Here is a 16,989-nt window from a genome sequence, read left to right as displayed (position 1 = left end):
CGGATGTGGCGGATGTATCTGGGACTGTCCCGGAATGTCACGGGATTGAGTCGTGCACCGACGAGGTTCCGCGGCAGGGCCTACGGCCTCAGCCTGGTGCGCACGGGGCCTGCCGCTTCGTTTCGGCCTGCCACCGGGGAAACAGTAGCAGACCGGAGCAGATGTCCAAACCGGATTCCGGCATCGGGCCGTGTGAGGCCTCTCCCCTCTACTCCTCGGTCACGGTCACCGGGTTACACCAGCTGCGCGCCGGTCAGGTCGATGCCGGGACGCAGTACCGTCCAGCCGTGACGCTCCAGGGTGAACCGGGTCTGCTGGGACAGGTCCGCCAGGACCAGCACGGTGGGGCCCGCGCCGGAGATGACCGCCGGGTATCCCTGCTCGCGCAGGGAGTCCATGACGGCCATGGATGCGGGCAGCACGTCGCGGCGGTACTCCTGGTGCAGCCGGTCCTCGGTGCCCGCCATCAGCAGGTCGGGTCGGCCCGCCAGCGCCAGCATGAGGATGGCGGCGCGGGAGGTGTTGAACAGCGCGTCGGCGCGGGGCACGGAGTCGGGCAGGACCTTGCGGGCCTCCTCGGTGCTCAGGCGCGTCGTCGACGGCGGCACGAGCAGGCTCACCGCCAGGCTCGCGTCCACGGGCATAGGGGCGGCGCACGGGGTGCCGTCGGCCTCGATCCAGGCGACGGTTGCGCCTCCATATACGGCGGGGGCGACGTTGTCGGGGTGCCCCTCGAAGCCGGTGGCGATCCGGAAGACCTCCTCATCCGGAAGCGCCTCCGGGTCTGAGAGCAGGCCGCGGGCAAGCATGAGCCCGGCGACGGCGGCGCTCGCCGAGGAGCCCATGCCGCCTCCGTGGGGGATGCGATTGAGGCAGTGCATCTCGAATCCCGCCTGCGGCGCGCCGGCGGCGTCCAGGCCGGCGCGCAGGGCGCGCACCACCAGGTTGGAGTCGTCAGTGGGGACCGTGCCCGCCCCCACGCCCTCGACGGTGACGCTGGTGGCGCCGACGATCGGGCGGACCTCGACCTCGTCGTAGTAGGTGAAGGCCATCCCGAAGGAGTCGAAGCCGGGGCCCATGTTCGCGGTGGTCGCGGGCACGCGCACCGCCGCACGCTCGTTGGCCAGTCTCATCTCCGCGTCACAGTCCCTCGACGCGACGGGTGGAGACGACCTCGGCGACGCGCTCCTGCGCGCGCAGCCCCTCAACGGCGGCCTCGAGCCTGCCGACCGGCGCCGCGTGGGTGACGATGGTGACCAGCGCCAGCTCGTCGCCGACGTCCACGTAGCTGGCCTGCCGCACCGAGTTGATGGAAACGTCGTGGTCACCGAAGACCTGGGCGACGGCCGCCAGCGAGCCGGGCGCGTCGGCCACCCGCAGCTGGATCTGGTAGCGGGTCAGCGCCTGCTCGGGTGACAGGATCGGCAGCTCGGCGTAGTTGGACTCACGGGGCGCCTGCCCCCCGTTGACCCGGTGGGCGGCAGCGGCGACGACGTCGGAGAGCACCGCGGAGGCGGTGGGGGTGCCGCCGGCGCCCTGGCCGTAGAACATGAGCCGGCCGGCGGCCTCGGCCTCCACCAGCACGGCGTTGAAGCCGCTGTGGACGCTGGCGAGCGGGTGGTCCGCCGGGACCAGGGCGGGGTGCACGCGCACGGAGATGCCGTTGGCCTGCTCGTCCTCGCGGCGCTGGGCGATGGCAAGCAGCTTGAGCTCGCAGCCGGAGGCGTGGGCCTCGCGGATGTCGTCGGCGGTGATGGAGCGGATGCCCTCGACCTCGACGTCGTCCATTCCCACACGGGTGTGGAAGGCGAGGGAGGCGATGATGGCGGCCTTGGCGGCGGCGTCAAGGCCGTCGACGTCGGCCGTGGGGTCGGCCTCGGCGTAACCGAGCTCCTGAGCGGCGGCCAGGGCGGCGTCGAAGGACAGCCCCTTGGTGCTCATCTCATCCAGGATGTAGTTGGTGGTGCCGTTGACGATGCCGAGCACACTGGTGACGCGGTCGCCGGCCATGGACTCGCGCAGGGCGTAGACCACCGGGATGGCGCCGGCGACGGCGGCCTCGTAGTAGAAGTCAGTGTTCGCCTCGGCGGCGGCCGCGTACAGCTCGGGGCCGTGGGCGGCGATGAGTGCCTTGTTTCCGGTGATGACGCTGGCGCCGGAGGCGAAGGCGGCCAGGATAAGGGTGCGGGCCGGCTCGATGCCGCCGATGAGCTCGATGACGATGTCGTTGGAGGTGGCGACGGACTCGGCGTCGTCGGTGAGCAGCTCGCGTGGGACGGAGTCGTCGCGGGGCGCGTCCACGTCGCGTACGGCCACGCCGGTGATCTCCAGGCGGGAGCCGGAGCGGGCGGCGAAGTCATCGGCCTGCTCCAGTAGCAGCCGGATCACCTGGGTGCCGACGGTGCCGGAGCCGAGGACTCCGACGCGCAGTGTGGGGCGGTCAGGCGTGGGCGCGACCGCCCGGCCTGACTGCGCCATTTCCTGGGCTGCCTGCTGTTTCACGGGAACCACCTCGAGTGTGTGCGGGCTCGCCGGGGCGGGCGAGCGTGACTCGGCACAGCATAGGCGGCGCCGAGGAGTTGGCGCTTCCCCGGTTCGGTGAGCTGCAGCAGAATCGGGGTCAGGCCTCAGCCTGCTCCTCAATGAGCCGCGTGATCTGCTCGTGTTCCCGGGTCGGGGCGTCAGCGGTTTCGGAATCACCCCGGGCCTGCGCCACCCGCCCCACGTTGACGTGGGAACGCTCCTTGCACCAGACGCTTTCTATCTTCTTATCATCCACCGGGAAGCCCCCTTGCTTGGCCAACAGATCGGAGACCTGTAGGAACAAGTCCCGGAACAGTTCACCGGATTAACGGATCAGACTGTCCACCTGATCATCCAGTAGCCGGTCCAGGTTCAACTCCGGCAAGCGGCGGGCAATTACTTCACGGAGCAGCTCGACGCCTTGAGCGCACTCCGATCCTTTCTTCTCACGCACCTTCACATTGCGTACCGGCCAGATCTTCCCCGGCCAGGCCGGAGGAATAGCGGCTCTTCGCGTTTGAGGATGCGGTGGTGTGCAGGTGAGGGCCTGGTGGCGGTCGTTGTGGACGTCCCGGCGGGGCCGCTCTGGCAGGTGCGGGTGGGACGGGCGTGATTGATCGTCGTGAGCCTGGGCGGGTCACGGCAGATGCCGACGGATACGCCGATTCCCGGCGGATCCCTCCGGAATGCGGCGGTTGGGATGGGAGGACTCGGATGCTCGCCCGGCAGCTCACGCCCTCCGGCCGGCGATTCGTACGTTCACGCGACGGTTCGTACCTTCTGGTCAACGATTCGTACCTTCCGGCGACGGTACGTACCCCTGGGTGCCGAACCGTCGCCGGAAGGTACGAATCGTCGGCGCTATGTGCCGAACCGTCAACCAAAGGTACGAACCGTCAGGCCCCGCGCCGGCCTACGCGCCAGATCCCACCCGGGAAAACACGCCCGGCACCCGACCTGCCCGCACCCGGCGACGCGGGCGTCAACGACAAGGCCCGACCCCGCACCCCAGCCGACAACTCCCACCCCCACCAACCACACCCACAAACACGAACAGCCGGAATAGCACAGATGGATACCGTATACACCACGTGTATGCCGGGTGGTGCGAGCTCGGTCGCATATACCGAGAACAGTGACTCCACCGATTAGCGCGACCGGCCCTGCGGCAACCTGCGAGCGAATAACACCGCCCTCGGCACTGCCTGCCGAGATCGGCCCGCCGATGGGCGCCACGCTCAGGTTAATGCGCCTCAGTTATTCGGATCTTGCGGTTTGGGGGTCTGGTGAGTTGGGTGCTGGTGGGCGTGGGATGCGTACCCGGGTGTGGCGGTGGGGCGCCCCTGCCCAGGCTCACCGCAGCCCGCGCACCACCCTTGCGCTGAGGAGACCCCAGCCGACCAGCGCCGACAGGCTCAGCGCTAGCCCCGAGGCGCTGTACAGGGACGGGGTCACGGCGACGGCGAGCAGCAAGCCCACCAGGACACATGTCAACAGCGCCCATACAACCAGCATGCCGTCGCTCCCCCACCTGGCGACGCGGCGGCCGTAACCCGACGGAGTGTCATTCCGGCCCCACGCCGGGGGCGGGGTCTCCAGGGAAGAACGCATCGTGTCCATGCCCAGAGCGTAAGGAAGATCTCACCCGCGCAGTACGTCCCCGGGGTGGAACCGCAGCCCCCTGGTGCTCCTCCTCAAGGAGTAGGGGACTTCCCCCAATGGCTCAGGGGGCGCAGCCGCCGGGCAGACTCTTGTAGAGCATGTAGAACATTTGGGAGAATCCAGCCATGAACGCGCAACCCGCACCCGGTCCGCATGACGCCCGTGCGCAGCACTCCGGCTCCGCCGTCGGCGCAATCACTCGCACCGTTAGCCTCCGCGAGCTCAATCAGCGCTCCGGGCGGATCGTGGCCGACGTCGTCACCTCCGGGCGTCCCGTCACCATCACCGACCGCGGCCGCCCGGTCGTCCGTCTGGTACCGATCGAAGCCGAGGAGACTCCCTATGAGCGTCTACTGCGCGAAGGACTCATCCAAGAGGCCGCATGCGAGCGAACCGGCCCGCTGCCCAGTGTCAATGTTCCAAACGGCGCTCAGCTGTACGCCGACTTCATGGCTGAACGAGAGGAAGAACGGTGATCTACCTTGATACCTCCGCCGTGCTTCTAGTGCTCCTGGCCCAACCCGGTCATGAGGCAGTCTCCGCTCACCTCGCTGCTACGGAAGACAGACTGCTCTCCTCGGCATTGCTAGAACTCGAGTTATTCAGGGCGTTGCGCCGGGAGAAGCATGCACTGGCCGTCGCTGACACGGCGCTGCGGATGATTGGGCTATGCGCAATCAATGACGCCGTGATAGACCGAGCCAAGGCACTGACCGGCGAGCTCAAGTCGCTGGATGCGATTCACCTGGCCACAGCTCTCATCCTGGATGACCCGCGCGACCCGGTGACGGTACTCACTCATGACGCGCGCCTGGCCAAAGCCGCACGTGTACGGGGGCTCCGCACACTCGACCCGCCAGAACCGTCGGCCTAGTCTCCCTCCAGGGCGAGCAGGTCGGCGATGGTCTCCGGGCGCAGCACCCAGCCCTGCCGGCCGCCCTCAACCCAGGCGACGCCGGGCCGGGTGAACAGGTTGTAGTTGGAGGCCATGGAGCGCCCGTAGGCGCCGGTGGCCGGGACTGCCAACACGTCACCCACCGCCAGGTCTGCGGGCAGGTCCACGTCGCGCACGACCACGTCGCCGCTCTCGCAGTGCTTGCCGACCACGCGTGCACGCACCAGTCCTGCCTCCGGGTCGGGGCGCCGGTTGGCCACCAGGGCCGTATAGGCGGCGTCATACAGGGCGGGGCGGATGTTGTCGCTCATGCCGCCGTCCACGCTCACGTACAGGCGGGCGGCCCCCTCCCCCAGCTGTACGCGCTTGAGCCCGGTCACTGTGTACAGGGTGACCATGGCCGGCCCGGCGATGGAGCGGCCGGGCTCGACCGATACGTGCGGGACGGCGTCGCCGAGTTCGGCGCACAGGGAGCGGACCGCCTCGGCCAGGGCGCGGGCGACTTCGGCGGGTGAGGGCGCGACCGGGTCGGCGCCGGTGTAGGCGATGCCGTAGCCGCCGCCCAGGTCCACTTCCTCGCACAGCACCCCGGTGGCCGCGGCGATCTGGTGGCGCAGGCGCAGCACGACGCCGACGGCCTCCCAGAATCCGGCCAGGTCGAAGATCTGGGAGCCGATGTGGGAGTGCAGCCCGTGCAGGGTCAGTTCCGGGGCGGCGACGACGGCGCGGGCGGCGTCCAGCGCCGCACCCGTGGCCACGGAGATGCCGAACTTCTGGTCCTCGTGGGCGGTGGAGATGTACTCGTGCCCGCCGGCGTGGATCCCGGTGGTAAGGCGCAGCATCACCGAGCCGGTCTCCGCGGGGCCGTAGGTACCGGACTCGCGCAGGCGGCGCACGGCGGCGGCCGCCAGGTCGACCTCCTCGGCCGAGTCCAGGACCAGGTGGCCGACCCGGTGAGCCAGCGCGGTGCGGATCTCGGCGCGGGTCTTGCCGTTGCCGTGCAGGCCCAGCCGGGTGGCGTGGGCGGTGGCGGCCTCGCCGTCAACGGCGGCCAGCGCGGCCACGCCCACGGCCAGCTCTCCGGCGGAGGCGGTGTCGATGCCCAGCCCCTCGGACAGCACGGTGCGGGCCACCCGCGTGGTCAGGAAGGCCTTGCCGGCGTAGTAGGCCTCGCCGCCGCTCATGCCGTAGCCCGGCCAGAACTCCTCGGCCATGGCGGCGGCCCAGGTGGCGGCGCGGCCGCGCAGGTCGGCCTCGTCCAGGACGAACACGGGGGTGGGGGCGTCGGCGAGGATCTCCCCCACGCTGCGCCCGCCGATCTCCAGGGCGCCGTCGGCGCCGCGCCTGGCGGTCGAGGGCCACAGGTCGGGACGAACCTCGGGTTCGGGGGCGGCCAGGGTGCCGAGGGGGGCCTCGCCCGCGGGTACGGCGCTCATCACATGCGCTCCGGAGCGCTCACGCCCAGCAGGCCCAGCCCGTTGGCGATGACCTGCCCGACGGCGTCGTTGACCCACAGGCGGGCGACGTGCCCGGCGTCGACCGGGTCGTCACCGCGCGGGGTGACGCGGGTGGCGCCGTACCAGGTGTGGTAGGCGGCGGCGAGTGTCTCCAGGTAGCGGGCCACGCGGTGCTGCTCGCGCAGGGCGGCGGCCTGGGCGACGATGGCCGGATACTGGGCGAGCACGCCCAGCAGCTGGGCATCGTGGGGGGTGTCCAGTTGGGCGGGGTCGAAGCCGACCTCGCGGGTTACGCCACGCTCGGCGGCGTTGCGCGCCACGGAGCGGATGCGGGCGTGGGCGTACTGGACGTAATAGACGGGGTTGTCGTTGGAGGTGGAGGCCAGCAGGTTCAGGTCGATGTCGATCATGGAGTCCATGGAGGAGCGGGCCAGGGCGTAGCGGGCCGCGTCCACGCCGACGGCGTCGACCAGGTCCTCCAGGGTGACCACGGTGCCGGCACGCTTGGACATGCGCACCGGCTGCCCGTCGCGCACCAAGTTGACCAGCTGACCGATGATGATCTGCATGTTGACGCCGGGCTCGTCGCCATAGGCGGCGCACATGGCCATCATGCGACCGATGTAACCGTGGTGGTCGGCACCGAGCAGGTAGATGGCGCAGTCGGCGCCCCGGGCGCGCTTGTCCAGGTAGTAGGCGACGTCGGCGGCGAAGTATGCGGGGTCGCCGTCGGACTTGATCAGGACGCGGTCCTTGTCGTCGCCGAAGTCGGTGGTGCGCAGCCAGGTGGCGCCGTCGGCCTCGAAGATGACGCCGCGCTCGCGCAGGCGGCCGATGGCGCGCTCGACGGCGCCGGAGGTGTGCAGGGAGTCCTCATGGAAGAAGACGTCGAAGTCGGTGCGGAAGGCGTGCAGTTCGGCCTTGACGGCGGCGAACATCAGGTCGACGCCGCGGGCGCGGAAGACCTCGGTGGCCTCGGCGTCGGGCAGGGTGGCGGGGTCGGGTCGGCCGGCGGCGGCCTCATCCGCGGTCACCCGGGCGGCGATCTCCCCGATGTAGCTGCCGCCGTAGCCGTCCTCGGGGGTCTCCTGGCCGCGGGCGGCGGACAGCAGGGAGCGGGCGAAGCGGTCGATCTGGGTGCCGTGGTCGTTGAAGTAGTACTCGCGGGTGACCTCGGCGCCGCAGGCGGCCATGATGCGGGCCAGGGAGTCGCCGACGGCGGCCCAGCGGGCTCCGCCCAGGTGCACGGGGCCGGTGGGGTTGGCGGAGACGTACTCGAGGTTGATGTGCTGGCCGGCCAGGGAGGCGTTGGTGCCGTAGGCGGTACCGGCGGTGAGGATGGTGCGGGCGAGCTCGCCGGCGCTGGCGGCGTCCAGGCGGATGTTGAGGAAGCCGGGGCCGGCGACCTCGGCGGAGGCGACGCCGTCCAGGGCGCCCACGCGCTCGGCCAGCAGCTGGGCCAGGGCACGCGGGTTGGTGCCGGCCTTCTTGGCCAGCTGCATGGCGACGTTGGTGGCCCAGTCGCCGTGCTCGCGGGAGCGGGGGCGCTCGACCTTGGGGACCGGCACCTCCTCCACTGGCAGGGCGAGGCTGCCGTCACTGGCGGCGGCGATGAGGACGTTGCGGATCGCTTCGGCGAGCTCTTCTGGGGTCACGCACGCCAGCGTACCGGCACCGCCCCGACCCGCCGAAACCATCCCGGATCCCGCACCGAGATCGGTAGATCTTACGTACCGAGGTCGGTAGACGTTACGTACCGAGGTCGGTAGATATGGGTCCGTCACGCTCTGCCCGATGCCGCGCGCGTGACATCAGCCCCCGGAGGGCCACTCGGCCAGCAGGTTCTCAGCATCCTCCGGGCGCCCTACCAAGCGGTATGCGGTTGCGAGGTTTTCACGGATTGCCAAGGTCTGAGACTGGTTCGGCCCCAGAACACGCAGCGCCGCCTCAAGTGCCTCCTCGTACAGACCGATGGCATCCCCCACCCGATCCGCCGACTCGTAGGCGTAGGCGAGATTGTTGCGGCTGGCCAGGGTGTGGGGGTGGTCCGGGCCGAGGACGCGCAGACGATCCTGCAAAACCTGCCGGTACAGGTCGACAGCCTCATCAAGCCGCCCAACCGAATAGTAGGCGTATGCGAGATTGTTGCGGCTGATCAAGGTGTCGGGGTGGTCGGGCCCCAGGACGCGCAGACGATCCTGCAAAACCTGCCGGTACAGGTCGACAGCCTCATCAAGCCGCCCAACCGAATGGTAAGCACCAGCAAGGTTACTGCGAGCATTCAGAGTGCCGGGATGGTCTGGACCTAGAACACGCAAACGATCCTGCAAAACCTGCCGGTACAGGTCGACAGCCTCATCAAGCCGCCCAACCGAATGGTAAGCACTAGCAAGATTATTGCTAACGGTAAGAGTGTTGGAGTGGTCTGACCCGAGGACCCGCATACTGTCGTCCAGGACCTGCTGATACAGGTCGATAGCCGCAGCGAGCCGTCCGACCGATTGGTAAGCACTGGCAAGGTTGTTGCAGCTTGCTAGACTACCGGGATGGTCCGGACCCAGCAGCCGCAGGCGGTCCTGAACTACTTGCTTATACAACTCGACGGCCTCCGATACCCGCCCCGAGGCCTGATAGGCATCAGCGAGCGCCTCTTGACCATCGACATGCTCAATCCCCGGCGGAATCGTCGAGAGCGCCGCCTCAGCCTCACCCAGACGCCAGCCGGCGGCCAGCCAACGCACATGCATAAGGCGGCTTTGGTGAGACCGCGCCTCGCCGTCGAGCCGTTCGGCACGTGACAGCCACGCCTCCTGCGAGTCCGCCTGCGGCACATTCCCCACTTCCGTCAGCGCGCGTTCAAGCAGCAGCAGGCGCATGCCAGTGATGCCTTCATCGTCACCGTAACGCAGTTCTATCGCCTGCCGCAGCGTGCTCGGCAGGCTCATAACCGGCTCGGCATCTCCGCCGGCAAGAGCGGCAAGAGCGTCCTCAACCCGGCCCATCAGGGCGAGCGAGGGGCGGCGCACAGCAGGAAGACTCGTCAGGCCGCGCACAAGGCTGAGCGTCTCATCCTGGTCGATCATTTCCAGCGCGGCGCGGGCGTACTCGTTCCTTCCCGATGCGTGCAGCTCCTCGGCGTCGAACCAGTTGACCAGGAACTCAATGATGAGCTTAAGCGGCTCACCACGGGACTCCTTGATCTGGAAGGCGAGCCGAGCCAGCGGCTCGGCCAGCTCGTAGTAGGTCCTGCGCCGGTCGAGCAGATGGGCGAACGGGGTTGAGACTGCGGCGAGCCAGCCCTGGTCCGCCAGGTCGTTCACCGACTTGGCCACGCTGCGCTGGTCCGCACCCACGCGCTCGGCGATCGCCTTGACCGGCAGTGGCCGGTCGGCCGCAGCCAGTTCGGCGACGACGAGCCGCTGCTGCGGTGAGAGCCGCGCGAGCCGCTCCTGATAGTAGGGGGTGAGATCGTCGAAGCGACTGAGCAGAAGATCGGTGATGTTATCCACCTGCTCCACCGTCAGCACGCTGCCGAGCAGCGCCCACAATCGTGGTTGGCCGCCCGCCAGGTGCGCGATGGTGTGAATGCGGGCGACGGCGTCGGCGTCTTCCAGCCGCTCCTCCAGCGCACTGTCCTCGCCCTCGTGGGCGAGAGCCCGCAGCATGTCCTGGGCCTCCCGGGCGGAGAAGGGCTCAAGGCGGATCGTGTCGAAGAAGTCGAAGAAGGGGAAGGCCTCATCGGCAAGTACCCGGTCCAGCGTCGTCGTGGAACCGATCAGGAGAATACCGGGCTCGGTCTGGAAGAGATTCCGCAGGCGCTGCTGGCCGAGGTCGCCAATCGCATTGAGGATCTGGTCCACGTTCTCCATGAGCAGCAGTACCGGGCCGTTGGTACGCAGCGAGGCGCGCAGTTGCGCATCGAGCTGGTCCTCGCTGGGAGGCGAGTCGGGCTCCTCTCCTACCGCGTTAAGGATGGCCGCCAGCAGTCTCCCGTAGGACACGATCGTCCACGGGTCCTCGGGCAACCACGCTATGCGCATTAGTTGGCCGCCCGCAATCAGGCGGCGGGCGCGATGTGCAACCAGGGCGATGAGGTGGGTCTTGCCCGCCCCCCGCGGCCCGACCAGGAGGGTGTGATGCGGGCTCGGGGTGGTTCCCAGCGCCTCCACGCGCTCCACGAGCCGGTCCAGGATCCGCTCGCGCGCCACGAACAGGCGCTCGAGCTGCTCACCGGGCATGGTGGAGGGGGTGTATCGGGAGATCGTTGTCATGGACGCTCCAGGAGGTTGTGCTTACGTGCCCAGATATAGGCGAAGACCGGATAACGCCAGCGCACGCGCGAGCCGCGACGCTCAAGGTAATGGTCGCTGCACAGCAGTCCGACAACCTCATCCAGCTCTTCCGAGACATCGTCTTTCACGGCCTCGGCCAGTGGAACCCACGCCCGCGGTGCGGCCGTCGCCGTAGCGCTGAGCACTCGCGCGGCGAGCCGCGCCTTCTGCCCGTAGTACACGCGCACCCGCTGCTCAAAGTGTTTCAGCTGCTGGAACCTGTCCGGATCATCAATGATGTCCTCGAAGGCCTCCCCGACATCCTGCGGCCCGAGCGTTCCTCCAGCCCGATCAAGGCCGCCGGCGACGGCGTGCATTATGAAGGGGACCCCGCCTACCACCTCAACCAGCTTAGCGACAACCGGATCGGAAGGCATCTGCCCAATGCCGCGGAGAAGCGCTTGCGCCAGCTCGCGCGCCTCATCATCGGGCATGGGCCCGAGGTGCAGCGTCTCCAGGTCGTTGATGTCGCCGCTGGTAGTCCCCGCTTGCTCAAGCACGTGATGGAAGCCGACAGAGCCGGTGACGATCCAGCGCACTCGGGTGTACTGCTGCCTGAGCCCGCGCAGGGTCTGCAATAGCTCCTTAGCCGCCTGCGGGCCCTCGTTGCTTGCAATATTGTCGACCGCCATGGGCACCTCATCCATGAGGATCAGCGGGATGGCCGAGTCGTCGCCTTGGTCCAGTGCGGCAAGGATGTCGGTCAGCAGGCGCAACGGCGGGGTCTCGCGGTGGTAGGTCTTGAGAGTCAATCCGGCAAGCCCGACCGTGTCGACGTGGTCGAACACCGTTTTGAGGACCTCACGGGCCCGGGTAGGCAGGTCAGGGTTCTTAAGCAGCCCCTCCGCGGTCACCACGAGGAAGCGCTCCGAAGTCCCCACACCCTCGTAGTCGATGAAGTACGGCCGGAAGGCGGTCTCCCTGTCAGCGAATGCGTGTAGCCAGTAGGTCTTGCCCATGCGCCTGGGGTCCGTGAGCAGGAGATTCGCCCCTGCCAGCAGCTGCTGACGGGCGCGGACACTGACCGCAACACGCCCCACGAAGTTCTTGAGATCTCGGGCATTTCCGGGTTGTGGCAGCACAACCAGGCCAAGCGAGTCCATGACGACCTCCAACGTACGTGAATCTTCACGTACAACTATACGTGAAGATTCACGTACGTCAAGCACGTCGAGGCCAGCCCGCACCCACCAGACCCCACTGCGCAGCCACCCCCATAAAGTAGTAGAGTTTCGGGTAACCGAAACTATGTGAGGAGGTCGACCGTGCCCGATCCCGGCAACACCCCCGACGCCGTCGACGCCATCGTGCGTAAGCACACGCCCCGGCCGCGCCCGCCCCGACACCGGCTGCTGGCGCTGCTCGGCCCGGCCTTCGTAGCCGCGGTCGCCTACGTGGATCCGGGCAACGTGGCCGCGAACATCACCGCCGGCGCCCGCTACGGCTACACGCTGGTGTGGGTACTGGTGCTGGCAAACGCCATGGCGGTACTCATCCAATACCAGAGCGCCAAGCTCGGCATCGTCACCGGCCGCTCACTGCCGCAGGTGCTGGGCGATCGGCTCGGCCGCGGCACCCGCCTGGCCTACTGGGCGCAGGCCGAACTGGTCGCCGCCGCCACCGACCTGGCCGAGGTGATCGGCGGCGCCGTCGCCCTGCACCTACTGTTCAACATCCCGCTGCTGACCGGCGGCGTGATCATCGGCGCGGTATCCATGCTGTTGCTGGCGCTGCAGGAGCGCCGCAGCCAGCGCACCTTCGAGGGTGCGGTGGTCGCGCTCCTGGTGGTGGTGACGATCGGCTTCGTGGGCGGGCTGTTCATCTCCCCGCCGGACTGGGGCGAGACCTTCGCCGGGCTCATCCCCCGCCTGCGGGGCTCGGGCAGTTTGCTGGTGGCCGCCTCCATGCTCGGCGCCACCGTCATGCCGCACGCCATTTACCTGCATTCCTCCCTGGTGCGCGACCACCACGAGGAGATCGGCGAGGGGCACGCCGCGCGTCAGGCCGATCGCGCCACCGCAACGACTCCCGACGACGCAGCCGCCTCTCCCGGCGCCGTCCCGGCTCCCGCCGACGATGCCGTCCCCTCCGGCCAGGAGCGCACCGGCCGGCTCATCCGGGCCACCCGCGTGGACGTGATCTGGGCGCTGGCGCTGGCGGGCGCCGTCAATATCGCGCTGCTGCTGCTGGCGGCCTCGGCCCTGTCCGGCGTCGGCGGCACCGACACCATCGAGGGGGCGCACGGCGCCATCACGGCATCGCTGGGGCCCGTCGTCGGCGCCGTGTTCGCGATCGGACTGCTGGCCTCCGGGTTGGCCTCGACCTCGGTGGGGGCCTACGCCGGCAGCGAGATCATGGCCGGGCTGCTGCACATCCGCGTCCCCCTGCTGGCCCGACGCGCGGTCACGCTCGTGCCGGCGCTGATCATCATCGCCGTGGGGGCCGAACCCACCTGGGCGCTTGTGCTCAGTCAGGTGGTGCTGTCCTTCGGAATCCCGCTGGCGATCATGCCCCTCATGCGCGCCACGGGCTCGGAGCAGGTCATGGGCCGGTGGCGTGACGGCGTGGTCCTGCGCTGGACCTCCCGTGCGGCGGCGGCGCTGATCATCGTGCTCAACGTGGCGCTGGTGGTGCTCACCCTGACCGGAAACGGGTGAACCAGATCGACGACGTCGAACGCCACAGCCCCACAGTTTCCATCCAGAGCCCGAACGCTGGTACAGTCACGCCCCGGGCCCCGGTAGCTCAGTGGATAGAGCGTCTGCCTCCGGAGCAGAAGGTCGCAGGTTCGAATCCTGTCCGGGGCACCAGCCGCGAGCCCCCGCCCGACCCCCGAGTCGGCGGGGGCTGCGTCGATTCGGCCATTGCGATGGGGCCCTTCTCGAACCTGCTCATCAGCGTGCCGTGAAGCGGTCACCGCTGGTAGGCGATGGAGGCGGTGTCGTCGAGGACGATGTAGAGGCTGCCGCTGTTGGCAGATACGCGCAGGGTGCCGATAACGATGACGTGGTGGTCTACGAGGTCACCGATGCTGGCGTCGAGGTTGTCCTGGACGCTGGGGGCCTGGTCCTCACGGATCATGAAGCTAGCAGTGTTTCTTGGTCTGGTGCCGGGCTGGGGCTTGAGGCGCAGGAAGACGCTGCGTGTTGAGGTGTTCTCCTTGCAGTCGGTGACTAGGCCGAAGAAGCACGCGTGCAGGCCGTTGTTTTCTTTGGTGAGGGTGTTTGCGGGGATCAGGAACCGGCTGACCGGTCCTCCGGTCTTGTCGGGCAGCTCAAGGGTTGTTTCGGGGTCGAGGCGGCCGCTGAGGGCGCGGGCGAGTAGCGAGTCCAATGGGACTTTTCTCGTGGTGGGGGCGGATCGTCTGCTGGCGGGGCCTGTGATGGCTGTGGCCATGGGGCGGCCGGAGGCCTTGGTGCGGGTAGTGGGCGTCCTGGTGTCCTTGCCCGGTGTGGAGCTGGGCGTGATGAGCAGCAGCGTCGGCCCCTCATGGCGGGTGCGGGTGGTTGTGGATCCATCGCGGTGGCCTTTTCTGGCTCGTACTGCGGCTTCTCCCTCGTCGCAGTCGGTGATGTGTTTGGCGGCGAAGTGGGGTCGGTGGTGCAGGGAGTTCAGTGCCTTGGCCCAGGCGGTGGCGCGGCAGGGCCTGCCGTCGGGCGCCTGGCCCGGGCAGGTCAGCGCCTGGGGTGTGTTGGCACTAGCCGCGTATTCATCGATGCTGATCAGTTCTCCGCCGCTGGTGGCTGCGTAGCGCACGGTGGTGCTCCTGCCTTGGGGACGGCAGGCCGGTCCTGCCTGTCCTCAGCAGGTGCGGGGCGTCTGATTGCCCCGGCCTGCGGGCCTGCTGGCGATGGTGCGTCTGCGGGCCGGGGTGGGAGGGCGCCCGGCGGGGTGTCCTCCCACCTGTCCCAGATAATTACCGAGACCGTACCGCGACATGCGGGTAGCTCACCGTCCGGCCTAAGGACTGCAGGTTCGAATCCTGTCCGGGGCACCAGCCCCAAGCTCCCACCCGACCCCGAGTCGGCGGGGGCTTCGTCGACCCTGAGGGCCGCTGTACACAATGCCCCCGAGTTCCCGGCAGCGCAAGGCACCGTCGCCAACCGGGGCACGGTCGCGCGTCGGTGGCCGCTGTCACGCTGAACATGCCTGCTTCGGCGCCTCCTCTCGGAACACTCAATGTCCTTGGCCGAAAAGGTAGGAGCCAGGAAGCAGGTGGGGGGCCATGTCCAAGCCAAATAGGCACAAACAGGTCGGGTTGTCACACGTCAGGGCGGGGCTTCACCGCTGCCCGCACGCTACCGCACTGCGCTCAACGCACCCCGGCGGCGAGATCCCGGTCGGTGTCGAAGACGACGCGGTCCTCGGCCACGGTCAGCTCCCCGGAGCGGTTGTCGCCGAAGCGACGTCCAACGGCCCGCTCGGTCCACGGCTCCCAGCCGGGCTCGCCGTGCTCGATGAACCGCACCCAGGCCGAGTGCATGGCGTCCGCGAGCGCCTGCGGCGGCGCGGCGCCGAGCGTGTGCTCGCAGTAGGGTTCGCTCAGGCAGTCGAAGGCGAAGGGAATCTCCATGCAGTGGGTAGCCAGCCCGGTCGGCCCGCAGCAGTAACTGAACTCGTAGGCGTAGCTGCCGGCCGGGGAGGCGGCCTCGCCCACGGCCTTGTGGCTCCCCGTTCCGGAGGAGCCGCCGTCGCCCACCGCCTCGGCGTGCTCGGCGCGCGCCAGGAACCACCCGGCGAGCGGGATGTGGAAGGTGCCGTCCGAGATGAGGTTGCCAATCACCATGTGCGGGGCGTCGGCGTGCTCGGGGTGCGCGGCGAGCAGCCGGTCGGCCATGGCCTCGCTCATGCCGCCGCCCACCAGCACCTCGCGCGGGTCGCGTCCCGCCATCGCCTCGGTGTAGGCCATGCCGGCGAAGGCGAAGTCGTGTGTGGTTGAGCCCGCGAGGATCGGGATCCGTGCCCCGTCGCCCCGTCTCATGGCCTGCCGGATGGGGGCGGTGATGATCTCGCCGTCGACGGTAGGGCTGAAGGGGATGCCGGTATCCGGCTCGCCAATACCGGCCAGCACCCCGGCGACTGCCCCGACCGGATCCGGACCGGCAGCGCCGGCCCCGCCGTCGTCGGCGCGTGCCTCGACGGCGTCCAGGGCATTCTGCGCGGCGAAGATCTCCTCATAGCTGCGCGAACGGAACCCGGCGAGTGCCGGCTCCACACCGAGGGCCGCGGCCATGCGGGTGGCATTGTCCGCGTTGCGCGTGGGCGGCAGGTCCGTCACGGCGCCGGACTCGGAGATCACGCCGCGGAACAGGCCCCGGGCGCGGGGCACGGACAGGAGCACCAGGCAGTTGCCGCCCCCGGCGCTCTGCCCGCCGATCGTCACCCGGCCCGGGTCGCCACCGAAGCGGGCGATGTTGTCGCGCACCCACTCCAGGGCCATCACCTGGTCCAGGACGGCCCGGTTGTAGGGGGCGTCGGAGTCGGGAACGAACCCGTAGCCGTCGAATCCGAGCCGGTAGGCGACCGACACGGTGACGACGCCGTCGCGGTTGAAGGCGGCGCCGTCGTACCAGGGCGAGTTGTGGGAGCCGGAGGTCCAGGCGCCGCCGTGGATCCACACCAGCACCGGCAGGCGCGCCTCCTCATCCCCGGGTGTGGGCGTGAAGACGTTCAGGGTGAGGAAGTCGTCCCCGGGCACGCTCGGCTCCGGGATGGCCGGGTCGGGAAAGATCGAACCGCGCTGTGGCGTGGCGGCTGGCAGGACGGCGGCGCGCTCGCCGCTCCAGGGCTCACGCCGCATGGGGGCCATGAGGCGCCGCTCCCCCACCGGCGCCTCGGCGTACGGGATGCCGTAGAAGGCCGCGGAGCGCTCGTAGCGTGCGGCCGGGCCCACCCGATCCGGAGCGGACACGATCTCGCGCCACACCCCGCGCACCGGCCCCGCCGTGGTTTCCACGCGGGGCCCGGTCTGCCCGGTGGGGACGGCGATCGGCGTGGAGGCGACATGCTGGGTGGATGCGGGCGGCGGGAAGCTGGGGGCGGTCATGCCCTGATTCTCGCCCACAGTCAGCGCAGTGTCACGGTCTTGGCACGACGCCGTGCCCCGCGGCACCCGCCGGGA

Annotated in this window: 13 protein-coding genes and 1 tRNA gene; 4 read left to right on the top strand and 10 right to left on the bottom strand. The window is 69.2% G+C overall.

All coding sequences use genetic code 11. From position 1 onward, the window contains the following. Positions 1–233 precede the first annotated feature (233 nt). The 4 genes from thrB to E4J16_RS04820 form a co-directional block, all read right to left on the bottom strand. Positions 234–1,133: a homoserine kinase gene (gene thrB / locus E4J16_RS04830; protein WP_136192850.1), complete on the bottom strand. Its 900-nt coding sequence runs from the start codon at positions 1,131–1,133 to the stop codon at positions 234–236. Positions 1,134–1,140: 7 nt separating this feature from the next. Further along, the gene (locus E4J16_RS04825; RefSeq protein WP_136314590.1) at positions 1,141–2,478 is read right to left on the bottom strand and encodes a homoserine dehydrogenase; all 1,338 of its coding nucleotides are present in this window, start codon (positions 2,476–2,478) and stop codon (positions 1,141–1,143) included. 142 nt (positions 2,479–2,620) lie between these two features. Next, positions 2,621–2,779: a hypothetical protein gene (locus tag E4J16_RS15090; RefSeq protein ID WP_168709464.1), complete on the bottom strand. Its 159-nt coding sequence runs from the start codon at positions 2,777–2,779 to the stop codon at positions 2,621–2,623. A gap of 1,097 nt (positions 2,780–3,876) precedes the next feature. Next, a complete protein-coding gene (locus E4J16_RS04820; protein WP_136192849.1) occupies positions 3,877–4,143 on the bottom strand; it encodes a hypothetical protein in 267 nt (88 codons plus the stop codon). Between the two features lie 167 nt (positions 4,144–4,310). Between E4J16_RS04820 and E4J16_RS04815 the strand changes: the two genes are divergently transcribed. Both E4J16_RS04815 and E4J16_RS04810 read left to right on the top strand, forming a co-directional pair. Then, positions 4,311–4,661: a type II toxin-antitoxin system Phd/YefM family antitoxin gene (locus tag E4J16_RS04815; RefSeq protein ID WP_136313408.1), complete on the top strand. Its 351-nt coding sequence runs from the start codon at positions 4,311–4,313 to the stop codon at positions 4,659–4,661. After that, positions 4,658–5,059 (top strand): PIN domain-containing protein, encoded by a 402-nt coding sequence (locus tag E4J16_RS04810; protein ID WP_136192847.1) that lies wholly within the window; start codon positions 4,658–4,660, stop codon positions 5,057–5,059. The genes E4J16_RS04815 and E4J16_RS04810 overlap by 4 nt, the downstream gene beginning before the upstream one ends. On the opposite strand, the gene lysA is transcribed toward E4J16_RS04810, so the two are convergent. From lysA to E4J16_RS04790, 4 genes are all read right to left on the bottom strand, one after another. Beyond that, a complete protein-coding gene (gene lysA / locus E4J16_RS04805) occupies positions 5,056–6,516 on the bottom strand; it encodes a diaminopimelate decarboxylase (RefSeq protein WP_168709463.1) in 1,461 nt (486 codons plus the stop codon). The genes E4J16_RS04810 and lysA overlap by 4 nt on opposite strands. Then, a complete protein-coding gene (gene argS / locus E4J16_RS04800) occupies positions 6,516–8,192 on the bottom strand; it encodes an arginine--tRNA ligase (protein WP_204519946.1) in 1,677 nt (558 codons plus the stop codon). Before argS ends, lysA begins: the two co-directional genes overlap by 1 nt. A gap of 156 nt (positions 8,193–8,348) precedes the next feature. Continuing rightward, on the bottom strand, positions 8,349–10,808 hold the full coding sequence (locus tag E4J16_RS04795; protein ID WP_136313405.1) for a tetratricopeptide repeat protein: 2,460 nt from the start codon (positions 10,806–10,808) through the stop codon (positions 8,349–8,351). Further along, positions 10,805–11,971, bottom strand: a complete 1,167-nt coding sequence (locus E4J16_RS04790) for a hypothetical protein (protein WP_136313404.1) — start codon at positions 11,969–11,971, stop codon at positions 10,805–10,807. Before E4J16_RS04790 ends, E4J16_RS04795 begins: the two co-directional genes overlap by 4 nt. Before the next feature lie 204 nt (positions 11,972–12,175). Between E4J16_RS04790 and E4J16_RS04785 the strand changes: the two genes are divergently transcribed. Then, the gene (locus E4J16_RS04785) at positions 12,176–13,525 is read left to right on the top strand and encodes an Nramp family divalent metal transporter (protein ID WP_136314589.1); all 1,350 of its coding nucleotides are present in this window, start codon (positions 12,176–12,178) and stop codon (positions 13,523–13,525) included. A gap of 77 nt (positions 13,526–13,602) precedes the next feature. Beyond that, positions 13,603–13,678, top strand: a tRNA-Arg gene (locus E4J16_RS04780). Between the two features lie 103 nt (positions 13,679–13,781). Here the strand turns inward: E4J16_RS04780 and E4J16_RS04775 are convergent. Together E4J16_RS04775 and E4J16_RS04770 are read right to left on the bottom strand one after the other, a co-directional pair. Next, the gene (locus tag E4J16_RS04775) at positions 13,782–14,624 is read right to left on the bottom strand and encodes a competence protein CoiA family protein (protein WP_136313403.1); all 843 of its coding nucleotides are present in this window, start codon (positions 14,622–14,624) and stop codon (positions 13,782–13,784) included. Positions 14,625–15,180: 556 nt separating this feature from the next. Beyond that, positions 15,181–16,914, bottom strand: coding sequence for a carboxylesterase/lipase family protein (locus E4J16_RS04770; protein WP_136313402.1), 1,734 nt, complete (start codon positions 16,912–16,914; stop codon positions 15,181–15,183). Between the last annotated feature and the right edge of the window lie 75 nt (positions 16,915–16,989).

Origin of the sequence: Actinomyces procaprae (genome assembly GCF_004798665.1) — a bacterium.
Taxonomy (GTDB): Bacteria; Actinomycetota; Actinomycetes; order Actinomycetales; family Actinomycetaceae; genus Actinomyces; species Actinomyces procaprae.
Note: the sequence above shows the minus strand (reverse complement) of the source record. Positions and strands in the feature narration are given on the sequence as shown.

Bases quoted from the DNA above. Each gene is read 5' to 3' on its own strand.
- E4J16_RS04770 (WP_136313402.1), bottom strand. From the start codon at position 16,914: ATGACCGCCCCCAGCTTCCCGCCGCCCGCATCCACCCAGCATGTCGCC.
- thrB (WP_136192850.1), bottom strand. From the start codon at position 1,133: ATGAGACTGGCCAACGAGCGTGCGGCGGTGCGCGTGCCCGCGACCACC.
- E4J16_RS04825 (WP_136314590.1), bottom strand. From the start codon at position 2,478: ATGGCGCAGTCAGGCCGGGCGGTCGCGCCCACGCCTGACCGCCCCACA.
- E4J16_RS04795 (WP_136313405.1), bottom strand. From the start codon at position 10,808: ATGACAACGATCTCCCGATACACCCCCTCCACCATGCCCGGTGAGCAG.
- E4J16_RS04790 (WP_136313404.1), bottom strand. From the start codon at position 11,971: ATGGACTCGCTTGGCCTGGTTGTGCTGCCACAACCCGGAAATGCCCGA.
- E4J16_RS04815 (WP_136313408.1), top strand. From the start codon at position 4,311: ATGAACGCGCAACCCGCACCCGGTCCGCATGACGCCCGTGCGCAGCAC.
- lysA (WP_168709463.1), bottom strand. From the start codon at position 6,516: ATGAGCGCCGTACCCGCGGGCGAGGCCCCCCTCGGCACCCTGGCCGCC.
- E4J16_RS04820 (WP_136192849.1), bottom strand. From the start codon at position 4,143: ATGGACACGATGCGTTCTTCCCTGGAGACCCCGCCCCCGGCGTGGGGC.